The sequence below is a fragment of the Nonomuraea sp. LPB2021202275-12-8 genome (assembly GCF_037044575.1).
Classification (GTDB): Bacteria; Actinomycetota; Actinomycetes; order Streptosporangiales; family Streptosporangiaceae; genus Nonomuraea.
The window spans coordinates 269,761-289,415 of sequence record NZ_JBAHWD010000007.1 but is presented as its reverse complement, the minus strand read 5'-3'; the positions used below and the strand labels follow the sequence as shown (position 1 = coordinate 289,415).

Sequence of the window (19,655 nt, the reverse complement as noted above, 5' to 3'; positions counted from 1 at the left end):
TCTATCATGCCCGGCGCAACGAAAGTCGGAGGAGAGACTCGAGTTCGGAGATGGTCGTGTCCGCGTCGCGGTGGTGGATCCCGGCGATGCCGAGCTCGCGGGCGGCCATGATGTTGGCCTCGATGTCGTCGATGAACACGCACGACTCGCCCGGCAGCCCGATCAGGCCGAGCGCGTGCTCGAAGATCCGCGGCTCCGGCTTGCGCATGCCGACCTCGCCGGAGATCACCACCGCGTCGAAGATCTCGTCCCAGTCGTCGCGGGGGTAGGTGTTGGACCACGAGTTCGACAGCAGGCAGGTCCTGACCCCGTTGCTCTTGACCGTCCGCAGCATGTCGTACATGGCGTCGACCCGGTCGAAGCCCGCGAACATCCGCTCCAGCAGCCCTTCGGCCTCCGGCGGCACCCCGTCGAGCGTGAGCAGCCGGGCGGCCAGGTCGCGCTCGAACGTCGACCCGTCGATCTCGCCGCGTTCGAGGGCGTGCACGGCGTTCTCGCCCTCGCCGCCGTAGGCGCGGGCGATGAGCTCCCGCATGATCTCCCGGTAGTGGTCGGCGTCGATCCGATCCGCCACGATCCATCTGGCGATGGAGTCCGAAAGGCTGGTGGTGAGCACCCCGCCCCAGTCGATCAGCACACCTGTGACCACACTCGCCTCCTCTGTGGAATCCGTACTCCAGGGTAGAGCGTCGCACGCTGGAAATAACCCGCTATAAACCCCCGATAAAGGATCACCCAATCTCCCGCTTAGGGTGGGCAATCCTACGAGATCTCCCTAGAAGGGACCGCCGTTGAGAACGACGATCCTGATCACCTCCCCCGACCAGTTCAGAGCACCCGGCCTGGAGCTGTTCGACCTCCCGCCGATCTTCCCCGGCGGCCCGGAATGGCTCACCAAGCCCGTACTGATCGCCCTGCTCAGCTCCGCCGTCGTCATCGCCCTGTGCTGGGCGGCCTTCGCCAGACCCAGGCTCGTCCCGCGCGGCTGGCAGAACCTCGGCGAGTACGCCTACGTGTTCGTCCGCGAACAGGTGGCCAAGCCCAACCTCGGCAAGGACACCGACCGGTGGATGGGCCTGCTGTTCACCATCTTCCTCACCGTGCTGGTCTGGAACCTGATGGGCGTCGTCCCGGTCATCCAGTTCCCCCTCGCCGCGCACATCGCCTTCCCCCTGGTGATCGCGGTCAGCGTGTACGTGATCAAGCTCTACCTGGGCGTCAGGCACCACGGCGTGCTCGGCTATCTGAAGGGCATCGTCCACCTGCCCGGCCTGCCCGGCTGGGCCTACGGGCTCTACGCCCCGCTGATCCTCGCCGAAGTGTTGATCAGCTCGCTCTTCACGCACTTCGTCCGGCTGTTCGCGAACATGTTCGCCGGCCACATGCTCCTGGCCTTCTTCAGCTCGGTCGGCTTCTGGTTCCTGTTCGAGAGGCTCACCCCGCTGGGCGCGGGCATCGGCGTCATCGGGGTGCTGATGACGATAGTGATGACCGCGTTCGAGATGTTCATCCAGTTCCTCCAGGCGTACCTGTTCGCCATGCTGGCGGCGATGTACGTCTCCAGCGGGTTACGCGGCGGGCACTGACGCGACCCGCAGCCCGGCCATGCCCCTGTCCGACGCCACGAGCAGGAGCCCGCCCTCCCCGAGTGCCAGATCCAGGATGTCGGCGGAACGATCTGGACCGCGCTCCTGATCGTGGTGCCCGCCTCGCTCGCCGGCGCGGTCGCCGTGCGGCGTCTCCTCTGCTGGCCCAACCCGTGGCGACGCGGCGGGGGCTAGGGCACGCTGGCAGCCAGCTTGCGGTGAGCCGGCGAGCGGACCACCTTGGCCGCCTCCTTCGCCGAGACGACGGGAGTCCCGGCGAGCAGGCCGCGGGTCTGCTTGAGGTTGAGCAGCCGGGTCACCGACTGGTCCAGCCGCTGCTTGGAGATCCGGCCCGACTTGGCCGCCGACAGCACCGCGTTGTAGGCCTTGGCGAAGTCGTACGGCATGAGCAGCAGGTCCGCGCCGGCCAGGACGGCGCGGACCGCCACCTCGCCGTCGCCGTACTTCTTGCGCACGCCGGCCATGTTGAGCGCGTCGGTGGAGATCACGCCGTCGAACCCCAGCTCCTGCCGGAGCAGCCCGGTCAGGATCGGCTTGGACAGCGTCGCCGGGTTGCCCGACGGGTCCAGGTTGGGGAAGACGATGTGCGCGCTCATGATGGCGTCGACATTGGCGTTGATGGCGGCCTTGAACGGCGGTGCGTCCAGCCGCTTCCACTGGGCCCGGGTGTGCTTGATCACCGGCAGGCCGGTGTGGCTGTCGACCGTGGTGTCGCCGTGACCGGGGAAGTGCTTGGCCGTCGCGGCCACCCCGGCGTCGTCGAAGCCCTTGACCGCGGCGGCGACCATCTTGGACACCTCGGCCGGCTGGTCGCCGAACGCGCGCTTGCCGATGACCGGGTTGCGCGGGTTGACGTTGACGTCGGCGACGGGCGCGAAGTCGAGGTTGATGCCGAGGGCGCGCAACTCCTCGCCGGTGGCCCTGGCCACGGCCCGCGACACCTTGGGGTCCTTGGTGGCCCCGATCTGCGCGGCGCCGGGGAACGGGGTCATCAGCGCGGACATCCTCGACACCAGGCCGTTCTCCTGGTCGGTGCCGATCAGCAGCGGGACGTCGGCGGCTTTCTGCATGCCGTTGGTCAGCTTGACGACCTGGTCGACGCTCCTGACGTTGGCCGGGAAGAGGATCACGCCGCCGAGGTGGTAGCGGTCGATGACCTTGGCCGGGGTCTGGGCGCCGTAGCGGGCCTGGTTCTCGCCCGAGACGCTGTCGGCCGCGGTGCCGTACAGGACGGGCATGAAGAGCTGGCCGACCTTCTCCTCGACGCTCATCTTCGCCAGCTCGCGCCTGACCGGATCCGCCTGCGAGGCGGCCGGGGCAGCGGGGCTCTGGGTGGGGCTCGCGCTGGAGGCGGGGGGCCTGGCGGGCGGGGCGGCGCTCGCCGACCCGCCCGCGCCGCTGCACGCGGCGAGAGCGATCACCAGAAGGCCTGTGGTTCCCATCCGTCCAACCATGCCCCCCACGGTATCCATGCCTCGACATGCCCGAGCCGTTCGCACACCAAATCTTCACAGGCCCAGGGACGCGAGCTCCGGAAGGTGGGCGCGCGCCTCCTGGCGGGCCAGGACGGCGGTGGGCGCCGCCCGCGCGGCCTGCGCGGCGAGCCGGCACTGCTCCAGCGTGTGCGTGGCGAGCGCGGCCCGCACGGCGGGCAGCGCCGCGGGGGTCATCGACAGGGTGGCCGCGCCCAGCCCCGTGAGCACGCAGGCCAGCGCCGGGTCGGCGGCCGCCTCCCCGCAGACGCCGCACGGCTTGCCCGCGTCAGCCGCCTCGGAGGCGGCCATGGCCACCAGGTCGAGCAGCGCGGGCTGCCACGGGTTCTGCAGCTCGCCCAGCGCGCCGAGCTCCCGGTCGGCGGCGAAGCAGTACTGGGCGAGGTCGTTGGTGCCGACCGAGACGAAGTCCACCTCCGCGAGCAGGCTCTGCGCCCGCAGCGCCGCCGCCGGAACCTCGATCATCACGCCGGCCCTGGGCAGGTCGGCGGCCCGGCACGCTTCGGCGAACCACTCGGCCTCCTCCGCCGTGGACACCATGGGTGCCATGACGCTGAGCTCGGCTGAGGTGCCCACGGCGGCCGTGGCGAGCGCATCGAGCTGCGCCTCCATCACCTCCGGGTGCCGGCGGAACAGGCGCAGGCCGCGCTCGCCGAGCGCCGGGTTCGGCTCGGGCGCCTCGGGAGGCAGGAAGGCCAGCGGCTTGTCGGCTCCCGCGTCCAGCGTCCGCACCACGACCTGGCCGCCGGGGAAGGCCGTCAGCACGGCCCGATACGCGTCCTCCTGCTCCTGCGCCTGCGGAGGGTGCCTCCTGCCCAGGTAGAGGAACTCGGTACGGAAGAGGCCCACGCCCTCGGCGCCGGCCTCCAGCGCCGCTTCGAGATCGCCGGGGCCGCCGATGTTGGCCAGCAGCGGCACCGGGAACCCGTCGCTGGTCCTGCCGGGGCCCTGGATCCGCGAGATGGCCGCCAGCCTGGCGGACGCCTCGCTCTCCGCCTCGGCCACGTCCGACTCCGTCGGCTGCGCCCGTACCTCGCCCGAGGTGCCGTCGACCAGCACCTGGACGCCCGGTTCGAGGCGGGTCGCGCCCGCGCAGGCCACCACGGCGGGCACCCCGAGCGCCCTGGCCATGATCGCCGTGTGGCTGGTGGGCCCGCCCTCCTCGGTGACGAAGGCGGCCACGGACGTCCTGGACAGCAGCGCGGTGTCCGCGGGCGCGAGGTCGTGCGCGACCAGCACGTACGGCTCGGCGCCCGGGGCGGGCAGGCCGGGCAGCACCTGGCCGGTGAGCACCGCGATCACCCGGTCCCGGACGTCGTCGAGGTCGGCCGCCCGCTCGCCCAGGTAGCCGCCGACCCCGGCCAGCACGTCCCGATATTTGGTGAATCCTTCATAGACGGCCCGCTGGGCGGCCAGGCCGCGGTCGATGTACGCCCTGATCTTCACGACCAGGCCGGGATCCTCGGCCATCAGCGCCTGCGCCTTGAGTATCTCCCTGGCCTCGCCGCCCGCGCGGTCGCCACGCGACTCCAGCTCGCCGGCCACCTGCGCCAGCGCCGAGACCGCGCGCTCCTTCTCCTGATCCGCTTCACCCGCGTATGTGGCGCCCTCGGGGGGTTCGGGCACGTGGGTGGTCAGGATGTAGGCGGGTCCGTGCCCGATGCCCGGGCTGACCCCTACCCCCCGCAGGTTCATGGCGTCGCGGCGATGCTCGCGAGCTGGTCGAGGATCTCTTCGGACCCCTCGCCCTCGGCTCTGATCACGATGGTCTCGCCCTGACGGACGTCCAACCCCATGATCTGCAGGATGCTCTTGCCGTTGACGGGATCACCTCCCGTCGCCTTGGAGACGCTGATGTCCATCGGCGCCTTCATGGCCGTCTGCACGAACGTGGCCGCGGGCCGGGCATGCAGTCCCACCTCCGCCGCCACGGTCGCCTTGCGCTCGCCCATGAATCCTCCTTCCTTCTGCCGGTCCAGACCAGCCGGACCTCGAATGCCGCTCACGCCCACTGGAAGAGCTCGTCCCCGGCGTGCACCGTGCCCAGCGCCACGCCGGTCACCGCACCGGCGACCGCGTCCAGGGCGACCACAGGACAGACCGGAGACCGCCCGCCGGCCTCGATCGCCGCCGGATCCCAGGCCACGACCGGCTGTCCGGCGGTCACCCTGTCGCCCTCTGCCGCCAGCAACTGGAACCCCTTCCCCTTGAGCTGGACCGTGTCGATCCCCAAGTGCACCAGAACGCCCTTGCCGTCATCTCCTACGATGACGTACGCATGCGGGTGCAGCTTCATGATTTTTCCAGCTATGGGGGCGACGGCCTCCAGCGGCCCCCGCATCGGGTCGATCGCCGTTCCCGGCCCCACCATGCCTGCCGAGAAGACGGGGTCCGGCACCGCCGCCAGACCCACGGCCGCCCCCTCGACCGGGGCGAGAACAGTCGTCATGGTCTCGCCCTCTAGCCGATGATGTCCTCGATGTCGCTGGCGATGGTGTCCGCCTCCGGCCCGACGACGACCTGCACCACGTTGCCCGCGGCCATCACGCCGTGCGCGCCGGCCGCCTTGAGCGCGGACTGGTCGACCTTGGACGCGTCATGGACCTCCGTGCGCAGCCGGGTGATGCAGGGCTCGATTTCGATGATGTTGTCCGCACCGCCGAGACCGGCGATGATCGCGTTCACGTCGGCCGCCATCCGGGCCTCCTCGTCATGGCTCTGCGACCAGGCTAAACGACGCTGTGTGATCAGTCCGTCTGGGTCACCTTGTTGAGCCCGCGCGGCGCGTCGGGGTCGATGCCGAGCTTCCTGGCCAGCGCCTCGGTGAGCAGCTGCCCGGGCACGATGAGCCCCATCGGCGCGACCCACTCGGGCAGGTCGGGGCCGTTGAGCGCGGCCGTGCCCGCGCCGGCCAGGGCGTTGCCGCCGCCGATGGTGAAGGCCTGCGCGCCCGCCGCGACGACCCGCTCGGCCAGCGCCACGGTGCCCTGCAGCGTCGGGCTGTTCTCGGCCGCGACGAGCAGCGCCGGGGTGTCGGCGTCGACCACGGCGATCGGGCCGTGCAACAGGTCGGCGTACGACAGGCCCATCGCGTGCAGGTAGCAGGCCTCCTTGAGCTTGAGCGCGGTCTCCAGCGCGGTGGAGAAGGCCAGCCCGCGGCCCGAGACGACCACGCCGGGCTTGTCCGCCAGGCCCTCCACGACCGCCTCTATGTCCCCCGGCTCGGCGATCAGCTTCCCCACCGCCTCGGGCACTCGGAGCAGGTCGTCCTGGTCCACGTCGGCGCCGAGCCCCAGCGCGAGCACGGCCAGCGCGGCGAGCTGCGTGGTGTAGGTCTTGGTGGCGGGGACGGCCTTCTCCTCACCGGCGACCGTGCACAGCGCCAGGTCGGCGACCTGCGCGAGCGGGCTGTCCGGGCCGCCGTTGGTGACGCCGACCGTCCTGGCGCCGCAGTCACGCGCCCAGGCCAGCGTCTCCACGATCTCTTCGGTACGGCCGGACTGGGAGATGGCGACCGCCAGGACGCCGTCGAGGTCCAGCTTGCGCTTGTAGGTGGTCGCGATGGACGGCGCGGCGAGCGCCGACAGCCTGCCCGCGTGCGATTCGACCAGGTAGCGGCCATAGACTGCGGCGTTGTCGGAGGTGCCACGCGCGATGAACAGAAGCTGGCGGGTCTGCTCGCCCAGCGCCCTCACCTCGCCGACCCTGGGGAGCAGGGAGTCCAGCGTGGCCCGCAGCGCCTGGGGCTGCTCGGCGATCTCGCTGCGCATCTTGGTCATCTGGCGCTCATCCCTCGAAGTTTTGCCGTACGGACTTGACCCTGTTTTGCGACATGTGGTCTAGTCCGGACTAGACCAGTACGAACCATAGCTCATCGCCCAGGTCAGATCGAGGGGAGGATCCGTGGCGCACATCGATCCGGACAGCCCGGTGCCCAAGTACTTCCAGCTCCGCGAGATCCTGCTCGATCTCATCGACAGCGACGAGCTGAGCATCGGCGCCGCCATCCCGTCCGAGCGGGAGCTCTGCCAGCGCTTCGGCCTGTCACGGATGACCGTGCGGCAGGCCGTCGACCACCTGGTGTCCGAAGGTCGCCTGCACCGGGTGCCGGGCAAGGGCACGTTCGTCGCCAGGCCCAAGATCGAGCTGGCGTTGCAGCTCACATCCTTCACCGACGACATGCGGGCTCGCGGCATGGCGCCCGGCTCGCGCGACCTCGACCGGAGGACCGTGCGCGCCAGCGCCCACCTGGCCAAGGAGCTCGGCATCCAGCCGGGCGAGGAAGTGCACTTCATCGAGCGCCTGCGCACGGCCGACGGCGAGCCGCTGTCGATCGAGCGCGCGCACATCCCGGTCAAGCTGGCCCCCGACCTGGCCGAGCACGACCTGTCCGGCAGGTCTCTGTATGAGCTGCTGGAGAGCCGCTACGGGCTCGTCATGGACGCCGGCGAGCTCACCATCGACGGCGGCATCGCCGACCCGAGCGACGCCGACCTGCTGAAACTCCCCCGCGGCGGAGCCGTGCTGCTGCTGCAGCGCAGATCCTTCTCCGGTGGCGTCTGCGCCGAACTGGGCGTGTCCACCTACCGCGCCGACCGCTACCAGTTGCGCACCATTCTGGAAATGCCCGCAAGACGGGGTTGAGGGCCCGACCCGGAGGAACGCCCGGTGAACGAGACCACCGCCGCCCGGCCTTCGCCGTTCTCACGCCTGATGAACGTGCTCCAGCGGCTGGGCCGCTCACTCATGCTGCCCATCGCCGCCCTCCCCGTGGCGGCCCTGCTGCTCCGCTTCGGCCAGCCCGACATGCTCGGCGCCAACGGCGCCGAACCCGGCGGGCTCGCCGACGTGGCCGGCCTGAGCTGGATGAACGACGTCGCCGAGGTGCTCGCCGCCGCCGGGGGCGCGCTGCTCGAGAACCTGCCCCTCCTCTTCGCCGTGGGCGTGGCCATCGGCTTCGCCCGTAAGGCCGACGGCACCACCGCGCTCGCCGCCGTGGTGGGCTATCTGGTCTTCGACCGGGTGACCAAGGTGATGTTCTTCGGCTCGGCCATCAGGGACACGGTCGTCATCAAGGAGGCCCAGGACCAGGGCGTCGTCGAGATCATCGACCGCGGCCTGCAGAACCCCACCCAGGTGCTCGGCGGCATCATGATGGGGCTGGTCGCCGCGCTGCTGTGGCAGCGGTTCCACCGCATCAAGCTGCCCTCGTGGCTGGCGTTCTTCGGCGGGCGCAGGTTCGTGCCCATCATCACCTCCCTCGCGGCGCTCGCCCTCGGCGTGCTCATCGGCTGGGTGTGGCCCATCCTCGGCGGGTGGATCGGCCAGGCGGGCGAGGCCCTGACCACCCTCGGCCCGCTCGGCACCGGCATCTACGGCCTGATCAACCGGCTGCTCATCCCCCTCGGCCTGCACCACTTCGCCAACTCCATCGTCTGGCACGTGGTGCCGCAGTGCGAGGTAGGCGGCCGGGTGCTGGGCGGCGACTGGAACTGCTACTTCGGCGGCGCACCCGAGTCAGGCCAGTTCATGGCCGGCTTCTTCCCCATCATGATGTTCGCGCTGCCCGCCGCCGCCCTGGCCATGTGGCGGGCGGCTCCCGCGCACCGGCGTGCCACCGTGGGCGGCATCATGCTGTCGGCGGCGCTGGCCTCGTTCGTCACCGGCATCACCGAGCCGATCGAGTTCGCGTTCATCTTCGTGGCGCCCGTGCTGCTGGCCGTGCACGCCGTCCTCACCGGGCTCGCGATGGCGCTCACCACGCTGATCGGCGGCCAGCTCGGCTTCGGCTTCTCCGCGGGCCTGCTCGACATGCTGCTCAACGCCAGTAAGTCCAACACCCAGAACTTACCCGGCATACTCCTGCTCGGCGTGATCTACGGCGTCGTCTACTACGTGGTGTTCAGCTTCCTGATCCGCAGGCTGAACATCATGACCCCCGGCCGCGAGCCGGAAGCCGACGTGGACTCGGGCGAGCCACGCGACCCGTAGCCCGTTTTCCGCCACCCAGGTCGTGGTAGGAACCGACCGACCCCCGTGAGCTGCGGGGGGTTCCATGACCAGCACGGGCACCTCGGCCTTCGCGGTGTTGCAGCGCGTCGGCCGCTCGCTCATGATGCCCATCGCCGTCCTGCCCGCGGCCGGGCTGCTGTTCCGCTTCGGCCAGGACGACATGCTCGGCAAGGACGGGCTGGGCGGCCTCTGGCCATGGCTGCTGCCGGTCGCCGAAGTGCTGGCCGCGGCCGGCGGCGCCCTCTTCGACAACCTGCCGCTCCTGTTCGCCATCGGCGTGGCGATCGGCTTCGCCCGTAAGGCGGACGGCTCCACGGCGCTCGCCGCCCTGACCGGCTACCTCGTCTTCGACCGCGTCACCAAGACGCTGTTCTTCGAAGCGGGCGGCGGAGCCGTCTACGACCGGGTCGCCATCACCACCGTCCAGGACGGCGCCACCCTCAACCTGGCCGCCCAGAACCCCACCGGCGTGCTCGGCGGCATCCTCATCGGGATCGCGGCCGCGCTGCTCTGGGAACGCTTCTACCGGATCAAACTGCCCTCCTGGCTGGCCTTCTTCGGCGGCAGGCGGTTCGTGCCGATCGTCACCGCCGTCGCCGCCGTGCTGCTCGGTGTCGTGTTCGGCCTGCTGTGGCGGCCCGTCGCCGACTGGCTCGCCACCGCCGGCGACTGGCTGTCGGCCCACGGCACGGCAGGCGCCGGCATCTACGGCGTAGCGAACCGGCTGCTCATCCCCCTCGGCCTGCACCACGTCCTCAACACCATCGTCTGGTTCACGCTGCCCGAGTGCCAGGCGGGCGTGAACGGCGCCACCAGGGACGCGGCAGGCGACCTGAACTGCTACTTCGCCGGGGAGCAAGGCGCCGGCATCTTCATGACCGGCTTCTTCCCCGTCATGATGTTCGGCCTGCTCGGCGCGGCGATCGCCATGTGGCGTGCCGCCCCGCCGGACCGCCGCGCCACGGTCGGCGGCATCATGCTCTCGGCCGGCCTCACCTCCTTCGTCACCGGCATCACCGAGCCCCTGGAGTTCGCGTTCATCTTCGTCGCCCCGGCCCTGTTCGCCGTCCACGCGGTGCTGACGGGCGTGTCGATGGCCCTCATGGCCGAACTCGGCGCCCGCCTCGGCTTCACGTTCTCCGGGGGCGCCATCGACATGCTGCTCAACGCCGGCAAGTCCAACACCCACCGCCTGGAACTGATCATCATCACCGGCCTCATCTACGCGGTGCTCTACTACGCCCTGTTCACCTTCCTGATCCGCCGCCTCGACCTGCCCACTCCCGGCCGCGAGCGCGACACCCCCGAGACGACCTGACCGAATCCAGGATTTCCGCCATCCCCGAAGTGTTTGGGGCCGTGACCTGAGCGAACACACCAGGACCGGAACGGCGGGCGAGGAGGCGCCACCCGCTCCAACTCGCGGTGATCTTCTACGCCAGGAGCCGCAAACCAGGGCGGGAATCGAAGAAGTTGGCGGCCGACGTATCTGCGGCCCGGACCGGAAACTCCTTGTACTGATCTCTCATCCCCCCATGACATCTGGAAGGACCACCAATGTCATCGTCACGTCCTCGCGTCGGCATCACCCCCGTCCCCGACTCGCCGTACGACGGCGACCGCGGCAGAGCCGGAACCGCTCGCCCCGACGTCCACGGATCGCTGGCACTGGACTCCAGGCCCCTCGTGTGGGGCCCGCCGGGCGCCGTGCCCGACGAGCGCAAGCTGCGCCACCTCGGGCAGGCCCTGGCCGAGGTGCTCACCGGCCGCCGCCCGCCCGAGACGGTCGCCGACCGGCTCACCGGCCAGGCATACCGGGAGCTGGTCAGGGCCGGCAGGATGATCGACACCCGCCGCCCGCCCTTCGCCGGCGCCCCGCACATCAAGGAACCCAGAGACGGCGCCATCGAGATGTGCCTGCTGGTGCACTGCGACGAACGCAGCCACGTCCTGGCCGTCCGCCTGGAACGGCGCGGCGTCCAGTGGCTCTGCACCGACTTCGAGACCGCCTGACGACCATCCGCTGAAGCGTCCCTGAGAGGCGCCGCGCTTCTCAGGACCTCGATGGACGGGAACGTGGGCGCCGTACGGCGGCGGGCCCGGCGCCGTACGGCGCCCTCGCCCGTGTCGCAGGCGAACGACATCCAAGCGCCCAGAACGCGAAAACCCCCGCTCAAGCGAGCGGGGGCCTTCGTGCGATCTGTCGATCAGGCGGCGTTCTTCGGGTCGCCGTGGCAGCGCTTGTACTTCTTGCCCGAGCCGCAGGGGCACGGCGCGTTGCGCTCGACGTTGCCGTAGGCGGCACGCTCGGCCGAGGTGCGGACCCGCGTGTGCTCGACCTCACCCGCCTCGCCCGGCGCGGTGTACTCGAGTTCGGCCGGCCGCTCGGGGCCGCGCAGACCACGGGCGATGATGGAGCGGGTCTCCGTCATCATCGGGTCCTCTTCCTCGACGATCGGGTTCTCCTGGATCTCAACCTCGAGGTTGAACAGGAAGCCGACCGAGTCCTCCTTGATGCCCTCGAGCATCGCGGCGAACATCTCGAAGCCCTCGCGCTGGTATTCGATCTGCGGGTCCTTCTGCGCATAGGCCCGCATGCCGATGCCCTCGCGCAGGTAGTCCATCTCGTAGAGGTGCTCGCGCCACTTGCGGTCGAGCACCGACAGGATGACGCGGCGCTCCAGGTCGCGGGTCGCCTCGCCGCCCCACTCCTCCTCGCGCCTCGCGTACGCCTCCAGGGCGTCCTGCTTGACCTTCTCGGCGATGAACTCGGAGGTCAGCTCCTCGCGGCCGCCCGCCTCCGTGATGAGGTCCTCGAGCTTGAGCGAGATCGGGTAGAGGCCGGAGAAGGCCTTCCACAGCTTGTCGAGGTCCCACTCCTCGGCGAAGCCCTCGGACGTGGCGCCCGCGACGTAACCCTCGACGACGTCGCCCATGAAGCCGCGCACCTGCTCGTGCAGGTCGGCGCCCTCCAGCACCCGCAGGCGCTCGCCGTAGATCACCTTGCGCTGGCGGTTCATCACCTCGTCGTACTTGAGAACTTCCTTGCGGATCTCGAAGTTCTGCTGCTCGACCTGGTGCTGGGCGGAGGCGATGGCCTTGGAGACGATGCCGGACTCGATCGGCTGGTCGTCGGGGATGTTGAGGCGCGTCATGATCATCTCGACCCTGGCCGAGTTGAACAGGCGCATCAGGTCGTCGCCGAGCGAGAGGTAGAAGCGCGACTCGCCCGGGTCACCCTGACGGCCGGAGCGGCCGCGGAGCTGGTTGTCGATGCGGCGCGACTCGTGGCGCTCGGTGCCGAGGACGTAGAGGCCGCCGAGATCGGTGACCTCGTCGTGCTCGGCCTTGACCGCCGCCCGCGCCTTCTCCAGCGCCTCGGGGTAGGCCTTCTCGTACTCCTCCGGCGTCTCGATCGGGTCGAGCCCGCGCTGGCGCAGCTCCAGGTCGGCGCGGAACTCGGAGTTGCCGCCGAGCATGATGTCGGTGCCTCGACCGGCCATGTTGGTGGCGACGGTGACGGCGCCCTTGCGGCCCGCTTCGGCGATGATCGACGCCTCGCGCGCGTGGTTCTTCGCGTTGAGCACCTCGTGCGGGACGCCGCGGCGCTTGAGCGCCTTCGACAGCCGCTCGGACTTCTCCACCGAGGTGGTGCCGACGAGGACGGGCTGGCCGGCCTCGTAACGCTCCTTGATGTCCTCGACGACCGCGTTGAACTTGGCGTCCTCGGTCTTGTAGACGACGTCCGCCTGGTCCCTGCGGATCATCGGGCGGTTGGTCGGGATCGGGACCACGCCGAGCTTGTAGGTCTGGTGGAACTCGTTGGCCTCGGTGACGGCGGTGCCGGTCATGCCGGACAGCTTCTCGTAGAGGCGGAAGTAGTTCTGCAGGGTGACCGTGGCGAGAGTTTGATTCTCGTCCTTGATCTTCACGCTCTCCTTGGCCTCGATGGCCTGGTGCATGCCCTCGTTGTAGCGGCGCCCGTGCAGGATGCGGCCGGTGAACTCGTCGACGATCAGGACCTCGCCCTCGGTGACGATGTAGTCCTTGTCCTTCTTGAACAGCTCCTTGGCCTTCAGAGCGTTGTTGAGGAAGCCGACCAGGTGGGTGTGCTCGGGCTTGTAGAGGTTGTCGATGCCGAGCCAGTCCTCGACCTTCTCGACGCCCGACTCCAGGATGCCGACCGTGCGCTTCTTCTCGTCGACGATGTAGTCGCCGGTGCTCTCCTCGCCCGGGTTCTTCGCCTCGACGCCCCTGCGCAGACGGGGCACGATCTTGGCGAACTCGGTGTACCACTTGCCCGACTGCTCGCCGGGGCCGGAGATGATCAGCGGCGTGCGGGCCTCGTCGATCAGGATGGAGTCGACTTCGTCCACGATCGCGTAGTTGTGGCCGCGCTGCACGCACTCGTCGAGCGCCAGGGCCATGTTGTCGCGAAGGTAGTCGAAGCCGAACTCGTTGTTGGTGCCGTAGGTGATGTCGGCCTCGTACTGCTTGCGCCGCTCGTCGGGCTGCTGGCCCGACAGGATCATGCCGACCTCCAAGCCGAGGAAGCGGTAGATGCGGCCCATGTTCTCGGCGCCTACCTTGACCAGGTAGTCGTTGACGGTGATGACGTGCACGCCCTTGCCAGCCAACGCGTTGAGATACGCGGGGAGCGTACAGGTCAGGGTCTTACCCTCACCGGTCTTCATTTCGGAGATATTGCCCATGTGCAGGTTGGCGCCGCCCATGATCTGCACGTCGAAGGGCCGCTGGCCGAGCACGCGGCGGGCCGCCTCGCGCACGGTCGCGAACGCTTCGGGAAGCAGATCGTCGAGCGATTCACCGTCGGCAACGCGCTGCTTGAATTCGTCCGTCAGCGCGCGCAACTCCGCGTCGGACAGGCTTGTGAAGTCGTCCTCAATGGAGTTGACCTGGTCTGCGATCCGCTTGAGCTTGCGCAGGATCTTGCCTTCGCCGGCACGTAGGATCTTGTCGAGAATGGCTGCCACTTTATGTAAAGCTCCTCGCAGGTCTACCCCGGCGGCGCCGCCAGGAGGAGAGGCCGAGACAAACTTCCCCGTTGCCATCGTAGGCGGTTCGGCAACCAGACACAGCCACCGTGCCGACAAGGGCGCAGGGCGCGTCTGGGAGAATGGCTCAAGGCAGAGGGTATGCCGGTTGAGAGCCGGTTCGCACCGATAAGCGGGATTTCCGGCGAAGGGAAGGATTTGCCATGGTTGAGGGGCAGAAGACGGAACAGACCGAGCATCTCGGCAGCCATGGCGGCCGGGCGTCTTCGTGGCTCGCTGTGACGGTGATGCTGGTCGGGACCATCGTCGGCGGCTTCGGACTCACCGCCGCCAACTGGACCATCGTCTGGGTCGGCGCCGGTCTCTTCGTGGTGGGAGGGATCCTCGCCCTGGTCTTCGACATCTTCACCGACGTCGTCATCGACGCGCCCCGGGTGGGCCTGCGCGCCGAAGACCACCGCTGACCCGGCGGGGCGACCAGGTCGGGGCACCTGCCGGGTGCCCCGACCCCATGCACGCACACTGACGGGCGCGCCTTCGTCGGAGCCGAAACGGCCCGACCCGGCCAGTACGGATCGCGAACGTTCACCAGCACGCATCGACGCGCACCTTTCGTCGGAACCCGCCACCCAGCCGGCACGGCCACGGACGCACCTTTCGCCGGGACAGTGACGATGCGGCCTGCACGGGGTCACCGCTGACGCCCGGCTCCCGCCGAGCCCCGGCCTCACCCTCCGCGTCCTCCACCGAGGCGCACCGCGAGACTCCTCAATCCCACGCTGAGGCGTACCAGCGTGGCTGCCCGGTCCTCCGCCGGCCCTTCTCAGCCGAGCACAGACCTCCTTCCGCAGGTGGCGGGCGCATCCTCCGATGCCCGCCCGTTTCTGTCAGTGCCCGCCGCTAGCATTCCGGCATGCTTCGCCGTACGGAATGGCCGACATGACGGACCTGACAGCCGAGGAGGCCCGCAGGATCATCCTGCGCGCCCAGGGCTTCGTCGGCGCGGACGCGCGCCGGGGCGGGGTGCCCGCGATGCTCCGCAGGCTCGGCGCGGTGCAGCTCGACACGATCTCGGTGCTGGCGCGCTCCCACGAGCTGGTCGCCTACGCGCGTCTGGGCGGGGTGTCCAGGCCGACCGTCGAGCGCGCCTACTGGGACGATCCCGCCCAGAGCTTCGAATACTGGTGCCACGCCGCCTGCATCCTGCCGATCGAGCACTGGCCCCTCTACGCGTTCAGGCGGCGCGACTTCCGCGAGCGCCGCTACCGCTGGCACGAGGTCCCCGACAACGTCGACAAGCTGCTGCAGCAGGTCCGCGACAGCGGCCCGGTCACCACCTCGGACGTGGGCGGCGCCAAGAACGGCGGCCCGTGGTGGGACTGGTCCGACTCCAAGATCGGCATCGAGTGGCTGCTCGACATCGGCGAGGTGGTCTGCTCCCGGCGCGTCGGTTGGCGCAGGGTCTACGACCTGGCCGAGCGAGTGGTCCCCGCCGACCTCGCCGCACAGGAGCTCTCCGACGAGGAGTGCATCATCAGGCTGGCGGCCATCGCGGGCCGTGCGCTGGGCGTGGCCACCAGGGGCGATCTGATCGACTTCCTCCGGCTCAAGGGCCGCTTCTCGGCCATTCTCGACGAGGCGCTCCTGAGCGGCGCCACCGGCCTGGTGCCGGTCCGCGTCGCCGGCTGGCCCGCCACCCGAGCCACCGCCAGATCCGCCACCACCGTCACGACCCGGGCCGGCACCTCCGCCGAGGTGGGGGCGGCCTTCAGCACGGAAGGGGCCGGAGCCGGTTCATCGGCGGCCGGCACGGATTCGTCGGTCATCAGCACAGGAGGGATCGGCGCACAGTCCTCCGTGATCAGCGCTGGAGGGATCGTCACGGACTCCTCCGTGGTCAGCACCAGAAGTGTCAGCAGCTCGACTCCCGGTGGCGCGGCCAACGCCTGGGCGGACCCGGCCGCACTGGAGTCGGAGCCTCGCGGCCGTCACCGCACGACGCTGGTGTCGCCGTTCGACTCGCTGATCTGGCACCGTGGCCGCACCGAGCGCGTGTTCGGCTTCAACTACCAGCTCGAGCTGTACGTCCCCAAGCACAAGCGGGTGCACGGCTACTTCACCATGCCCGTGCTGGCCGGTGGCCGCCTGATAGGCCGCGTCGACCCCGCCCGCGAGGGCACCACGCTGGTGGCCAGACAGCTCAGCCTCGAGCCGGGACTGACCAGCGCCAAGTGGATCGACGCCCTGCGAGACGCGCTGTGGAGTGCCGCCGAGTGGGTGGGCTGTGACTCGGTCCGAGTCGAGCGCACCGACCCGCCGGACCTGGCTCCCCTGCTGAGCAGACCGCCCACCTGACCTCCACTCCAGCGTGGGGCTCCCCGCACGAGCCGACCGACCTCGCGCTCCGGCCCTGCCACGGGCCGGCGCTCCGCTCACGACCCCGCCGGACCTCGCGTTCCAGCTCCGCCACCGACCGGAGGCCACCGCACGTCCGAGAAAGCCTGAGACGCCGCCACACGGCCTGCGACGGCCCCTACGGGAGCCGTATTGCCGCGACCTCGGCATCGCGGCCATGGATCGTCAGACGAGGCGCTCGCACCGGCTCTGAAGGCCGCACGACAGGTCCCTGTCGGCGGCCCGTGGAGGGCTGGCTCCCCGTGCCCCGCGCGGAGGGGCGGTGGGGTCAGGTGATCTCCAGCATGCGTTCGCGGACCGCGTAGACGACAGCCTCCATCCGCGAATGCAGTTGCAGTTTGTCCAGGATGTTGCGGACGTGGTTCTTCACGGTGTTCTCGGAGATGAACAGCTGCTTGGCGATCTCACGGTTGTTCATTCCCTTGGCCACCAGGCGCAGGACCTCCATCTCGCGCTCCGTCAGGCGCGGGACCGGCAGCTGGGGTGGGCGTTCGCTCTCCTTGCGGCTCATGTTGGCGAACTCGCTGATCAGCTTGGCCGCCATGGCCGGGTTGATTAACGACTGCCCTTCGTGCACACCGCGCACTGCCGCCGGGACGTCGTTGATCTGGACGTCCTTGAGCAGATAGCCGGTGGCCCCGGCCTTGATGGCCTCGAAGAGGTCCTCCTCCTCGTCGCTCACCGTCAGCATGATGATCCTGGTGCTGGGGACGGAGGCCTTGATGCCCTTGGTCGCCTCTATGCCGTCCTGCCTGGGCATGCGTACGTCCATCAGCGCCACGTCGGGCATGAGGCGGTCGGCCAGTTCGACCGCCTCCTGCCCGTCGCTCGCCTCACCGACCACCTCGATATCGGGCTCTGCGGCCAATGCCAGCGCCAGACTCCGCCTGATCAGCTCGTGATCGTCAACGATCATCACGCGGATCGGCTCGCCGCTCGGCGGGGGCGCGTCGGCGGATCCCGTCACGAAGCCTCCCTGATCCGCCTCGCGACCGCTGTGTCCTCGCTTCGCTCGCTCACTTTCGCCTGACTGAGCTCGCTCACGTCTCCTCCTCGTCGGGGGCCAGAGCCGTCGAACCGCAATGATGGCACGTGTGCCGTGGTTCTCGGGTGGTCGAGAAGATCTTTTAGCGGATTGATCAGGGCTCTACGAGCCGCAACACGCCGTAGTTATATCCGCGCCGGTTGTACACGACACACGGCTGGCCGCTCTCCTTGTCACGGAACAGGTAGAAGTCGTGGCCGACCAGCTCCATCTCGAGGAGGGCCTGGTCGATGGTCATGGGTTCCGCTCGGTGGTATTTCTCCCTGACGATGAGCGGCCCGTCGCCGTCCATCTCGATGGGGACGATGTCGTCGTCGTACGGCTCGTCTGCCGGCAGGTCGGCTTCCTGCTCGGTCTCGGGGATGACGGCGGCCTGCTGGGGAGGCGGCCCGGCCAGATCCGGCATCGCGGTGATCTCGGCCATGGACGGCTGGCCATGATTGCCGTGGTGTACTTTGCGCCGGTCGGCGAGGCGCCGCAGGCGTCCTTCCAGCTTGTCGAGTGCCATGTCGAGGGCGACGAAGCGGTCGTCGGCGGAGGCTTCGGCGCGGATGGCGGGTCCTCGGGAGTGAATGGTGAGCTCGACGCGCTCGCGCTGGTCGGCGAGGCGCGGATTGCGCTCCTTCGACACCTCCACATCGACTCGGATGAGTTTGTTGTCCAGACGCTCGATCCTGGCCAGCTTGGTCGTCACGTGGTCTCGGAACCGATCACTAACTCCTGTGTGCCGGCCCTTGACGATGATGTCCATGCAACAGCCCCCCTTCGTCTAACGACTGAGAAAGAGCGCCCGACGACGTGCATGCCGGGCGGGGTCTTCTGTCTGCCTCTCTGTCACCGTTACCCTCTTCCGACGCGTAGTCACCGGGAACCCGGGCGGCACCCGTCCGGCCGACCTGGTCTTCGACCCCACATCCGCCTGCTGAGGATTTCGCGGCACTGTTGCCACTACTGCCCTTCTCTCCTGGCGAGGGACATCTGGACCCTCGGGGAGGCAGGACTTACCCCTAAGCCGCACCGTGATCGGTCGACAAAGAGTCGCCTTACGTGGACCGTTTTGCCTGCGGCTGGCATCGGCTAGCAGAGCCGGGAGCCCCGGCTCTGCGCAACCACGGACCCGAACGGGTGCCATGTTCAGACGCTATCCGGATCGGCGGCGAATGTCAGCCGGAGGATCGCCCAAAGGATCACTTTCTGTGATTTTCTCTGGGTGTTTCGGCTGTGACGGATGCCCCGTTTGACCGGAAGGCATCCCTTATGCAGGCGCGAGAACAGACGGCTGAGCTGCACCACTACGCCCAGCGGGTTACGGACATGTGACCGCAGGGTCAGACCCTAGAATTGGATCTTTCTTTACTGACCGTAACCGTAATCGTTGTCCCTATTTTCGGCGTGTCGCGGCGACGGTTACGGCCAGGGGCACTAATCTGCCCGCCGCCCGCAGCGCCCGGGCCGCCTCGGCGAGTGTGCAGCCCGTGGTGACGATGTCGTCCACGAGCAGCACAGGCGCCCCTGGCGGCGCGCCGGGGGCGTCCAGCACCCGGAGGGAGGAGGCGAGGTTGGCGGCCCGCTCCGTCGAGCTCAGCCCCGCCTGGTCGGCCACCCGCCGCGCCTGCCCCAGCGCCGGCCACACCCGAGCCTCCACCCCCGAGGCGGTCAGCCGCCGCGCGGCCAGCGCGGCGAGCCGGCCCACCGGATCGTGTCCCCGCGTCCTGACGGACCGCCGCGCGCTGGGCACCGGCACCACGGCGAACGGCCCGGCCAGCCGATCGGCGTGCGCCCCGACGGCGCGGGCGGCGGTGAAAGCCAGCACATCCGCCAGGGCCGACGCCATCGCCGCCTCCCCGCGCTCCTTGTAGGCGACGACGGCCTTGCGCACCACTCCTGAGTACGGTGCGGCCGACCAGCATTCGGGCAGCCCGGCAGGACACGGCTCCGGCATCCGGCGCGCGGGGGCGGTCACGCCGGCCAGACAGCCGTCGCACAACCGCGCCCCGGCACGGCCGCATCCCACGCACGGCTGCGGCAGGAGAAGATCCAGCCAGGCGTTCAGCACGCCGCCAAGCAT

General features: G+C 69.5%; 18 protein-coding genes. 7 read left to right on the top strand and 11 right to left on the bottom strand.

Going from position 1 to position 19,655, the window contains the following annotated elements; genetic code table 11:
* Nucleotides 1-4 precede the first annotated feature (4 nt).
* On the bottom strand, nt 5-649 hold the full coding sequence (locus V5E28_RS16635; RefSeq protein ID WP_336207805.1) for an HAD family hydrolase: 645 nt from the start codon (nt 647-649) through the stop codon (nt 5-7).
* Between the two features lie 142 nt (nt 650-791).
* Here V5E28_RS16635 and atpB point away from each other — a divergent pair, with 142 nt between their 5' ends.
* On the top strand, nt 792-1,586 hold the full coding sequence (gene atpB / locus V5E28_RS16630) for a F0F1 ATP synthase subunit A (RefSeq protein WP_336207803.1): 795 nt from the start codon (nt 792-794) through the stop codon (nt 1,584-1,586).
* Between the two features lie 191 nt (nt 1,587-1,777).
* Here atpB and nagZ read toward each other — a convergent pair whose 3' ends face one another.
* The 6 genes from nagZ to V5E28_RS16600 form a co-directional block, all read right to left on the bottom strand.
* Nucleotides 1,778-3,049 carry a beta-N-acetylhexosaminidase gene (nagZ, locus tag V5E28_RS16625; RefSeq protein WP_336207801.1) on the bottom strand — a complete coding sequence of 424 codons (1,272 nt, stop codon included), beginning with the start codon at nt 3,047-3,049 and terminating at the stop codon, nt 1,778-1,780.
* Nucleotides 3,050-3,115: 66 nt separating this feature from the next.
* Entirely contained in the window at nt 3,116-4,795 is a 1,680-nt protein-coding gene (gene ptsP / locus V5E28_RS16620; protein WP_336207799.1) for a phosphoenolpyruvate--protein phosphotransferase, read from the bottom strand.
* Complete coding sequence (locus V5E28_RS16615; RefSeq protein WP_336207798.1) at nt 4,792-5,052, bottom strand: HPr family phosphocarrier protein; 261 nt, start codon at nt 5,050-5,052, stop codon at nt 4,792-4,794. Before V5E28_RS16615 ends, ptsP begins: the two co-directional genes overlap by 4 nt.
* 50 nt (nt 5,053-5,102) lie before the next feature.
* The gene (locus tag V5E28_RS16610) at nt 5,103-5,549 is read right to left on the bottom strand and encodes a PTS sugar transporter subunit IIA (protein WP_336207797.1); all 447 of its coding nucleotides are present in this window, start codon (nt 5,547-5,549) and stop codon (nt 5,103-5,105) included.
* An 11-nt stretch (nt 5,550-5,560) separates the two neighbouring features.
* Nucleotides 5,561-5,797, bottom strand: coding sequence for a PTS glucose/sucrose transporter subunit IIB (locus tag V5E28_RS16605; protein WP_336207796.1), 237 nt, complete (start codon nt 5,795-5,797; stop codon nt 5,561-5,563).
* Between the two features lie 50 nt (nt 5,798-5,847).
* A complete protein-coding gene (locus V5E28_RS16600) occupies nt 5,848-6,870 on the bottom strand; it encodes an SIS domain-containing protein (RefSeq protein ID WP_336207918.1) in 1,023 nt (340 codons plus the stop codon).
* Nucleotides 6,871-7,003: 133 nt separating this feature from the next.
* Here V5E28_RS16600 and V5E28_RS16595 point away from each other — a divergent pair, with 133 nt between their 5' ends.
* The 4 genes from V5E28_RS16595 to V5E28_RS16580 all read left to right on the top strand — a co-directional run bounded on the left by V5E28_RS16595 (nt 7,004) and on the right by V5E28_RS16580 (nt 11,125).
* The gene (locus tag V5E28_RS16595) at nt 7,004-7,744 is read left to right on the top strand and encodes a GntR family transcriptional regulator (RefSeq protein ID WP_336207795.1); all 741 of its coding nucleotides are present in this window, start codon (nt 7,004-7,006) and stop codon (nt 7,742-7,744) included.
* A gap of 24 nt (nt 7,745-7,768) precedes the next feature.
* The gene (locus V5E28_RS16590) at nt 7,769-9,091 is read left to right on the top strand and encodes a PTS transporter subunit EIIC (RefSeq protein ID WP_336207794.1); all 1,323 of its coding nucleotides are present in this window, start codon (nt 7,769-7,771) and stop codon (nt 9,089-9,091) included.
* Between the two features lie 64 nt (nt 9,092-9,155).
* Nucleotides 9,156-10,430: a PTS transporter subunit EIIC gene (locus V5E28_RS16585; protein WP_336207793.1), complete on the top strand. Its 1,275-nt coding sequence runs from the start codon at nt 9,156-9,158 to the stop codon at nt 10,428-10,430.
* Nucleotides 10,431-10,669: 239 nt separating this feature from the next.
* Nucleotides 10,670-11,125, top strand: a complete 456-nt coding sequence (locus V5E28_RS16580) for an Rv3235 family protein (RefSeq protein WP_336207792.1) — start codon at nt 10,670-10,672, stop codon at nt 11,123-11,125.
* A gap of 194 nt (nt 11,126-11,319) precedes the next feature.
* Here V5E28_RS16580 and secA read toward each other — a convergent pair whose 3' ends face one another.
* The gene (gene secA, locus V5E28_RS16575; protein ID WP_336207791.1) at nt 11,320-14,106 is read right to left on the bottom strand and encodes a preprotein translocase subunit SecA; all 2,787 of its coding nucleotides are present in this window, start codon (nt 14,104-14,106) and stop codon (nt 11,320-11,322) included.
* Nucleotides 14,107-14,330: 224 nt separating this feature from the next.
* On the opposite strand from secA, the gene V5E28_RS16570 reads away from it, so the two are divergent.
* Nucleotides 14,331-14,591 (top strand): HGxxPAAW family protein, encoded by a 261-nt coding sequence (locus V5E28_RS16570; protein WP_336207790.1) that lies wholly within the window; start codon nt 14,331-14,333, stop codon nt 14,589-14,591.
* A 475-nt stretch (nt 14,592-15,066) separates the two neighbouring features.
* Nucleotides 15,067-16,482 (top strand): winged helix-turn-helix domain-containing protein, encoded by a 1,416-nt coding sequence (locus tag V5E28_RS16565; protein WP_336207789.1) that lies wholly within the window; start codon nt 15,067-15,069, stop codon nt 16,480-16,482.
* A 328-nt stretch (nt 16,483-16,810) separates the two neighbouring features.
* On the opposite strand, the gene V5E28_RS16560 is transcribed toward V5E28_RS16565, so the two are convergent.
* The 3 genes from V5E28_RS16560 to V5E28_RS16550 all read right to left on the bottom strand — a co-directional run bounded on the left by V5E28_RS16560 (nt 16,811) and on the right by V5E28_RS16550 (nt 19,643).
* Nucleotides 16,811-17,458 carry a response regulator gene (locus V5E28_RS16560; protein ID WP_225276997.1) on the bottom strand — a complete coding sequence of 216 codons (648 nt, stop codon included), beginning with the start codon at nt 17,456-17,458 and terminating at the stop codon, nt 16,811-16,813.
* A gap of 223 nt (nt 17,459-17,681) precedes the next feature.
* On the bottom strand, nt 17,682-18,338 hold the full coding sequence (gene hpf, locus V5E28_RS16555; protein ID WP_336207787.1) for a ribosome hibernation-promoting factor, HPF/YfiA family: 657 nt from the start codon (nt 18,336-18,338) through the stop codon (nt 17,682-17,684).
* A gap of 630 nt (nt 18,339-18,968) precedes the next feature.
* Nucleotides 18,969-19,643 (bottom strand): ComF family protein, encoded by a 675-nt coding sequence (locus V5E28_RS16550; protein WP_336207786.1) that lies wholly within the window; start codon nt 19,641-19,643, stop codon nt 18,969-18,971.
* Between the last annotated feature and the right edge of the window lie 12 nt (nt 19,644-19,655).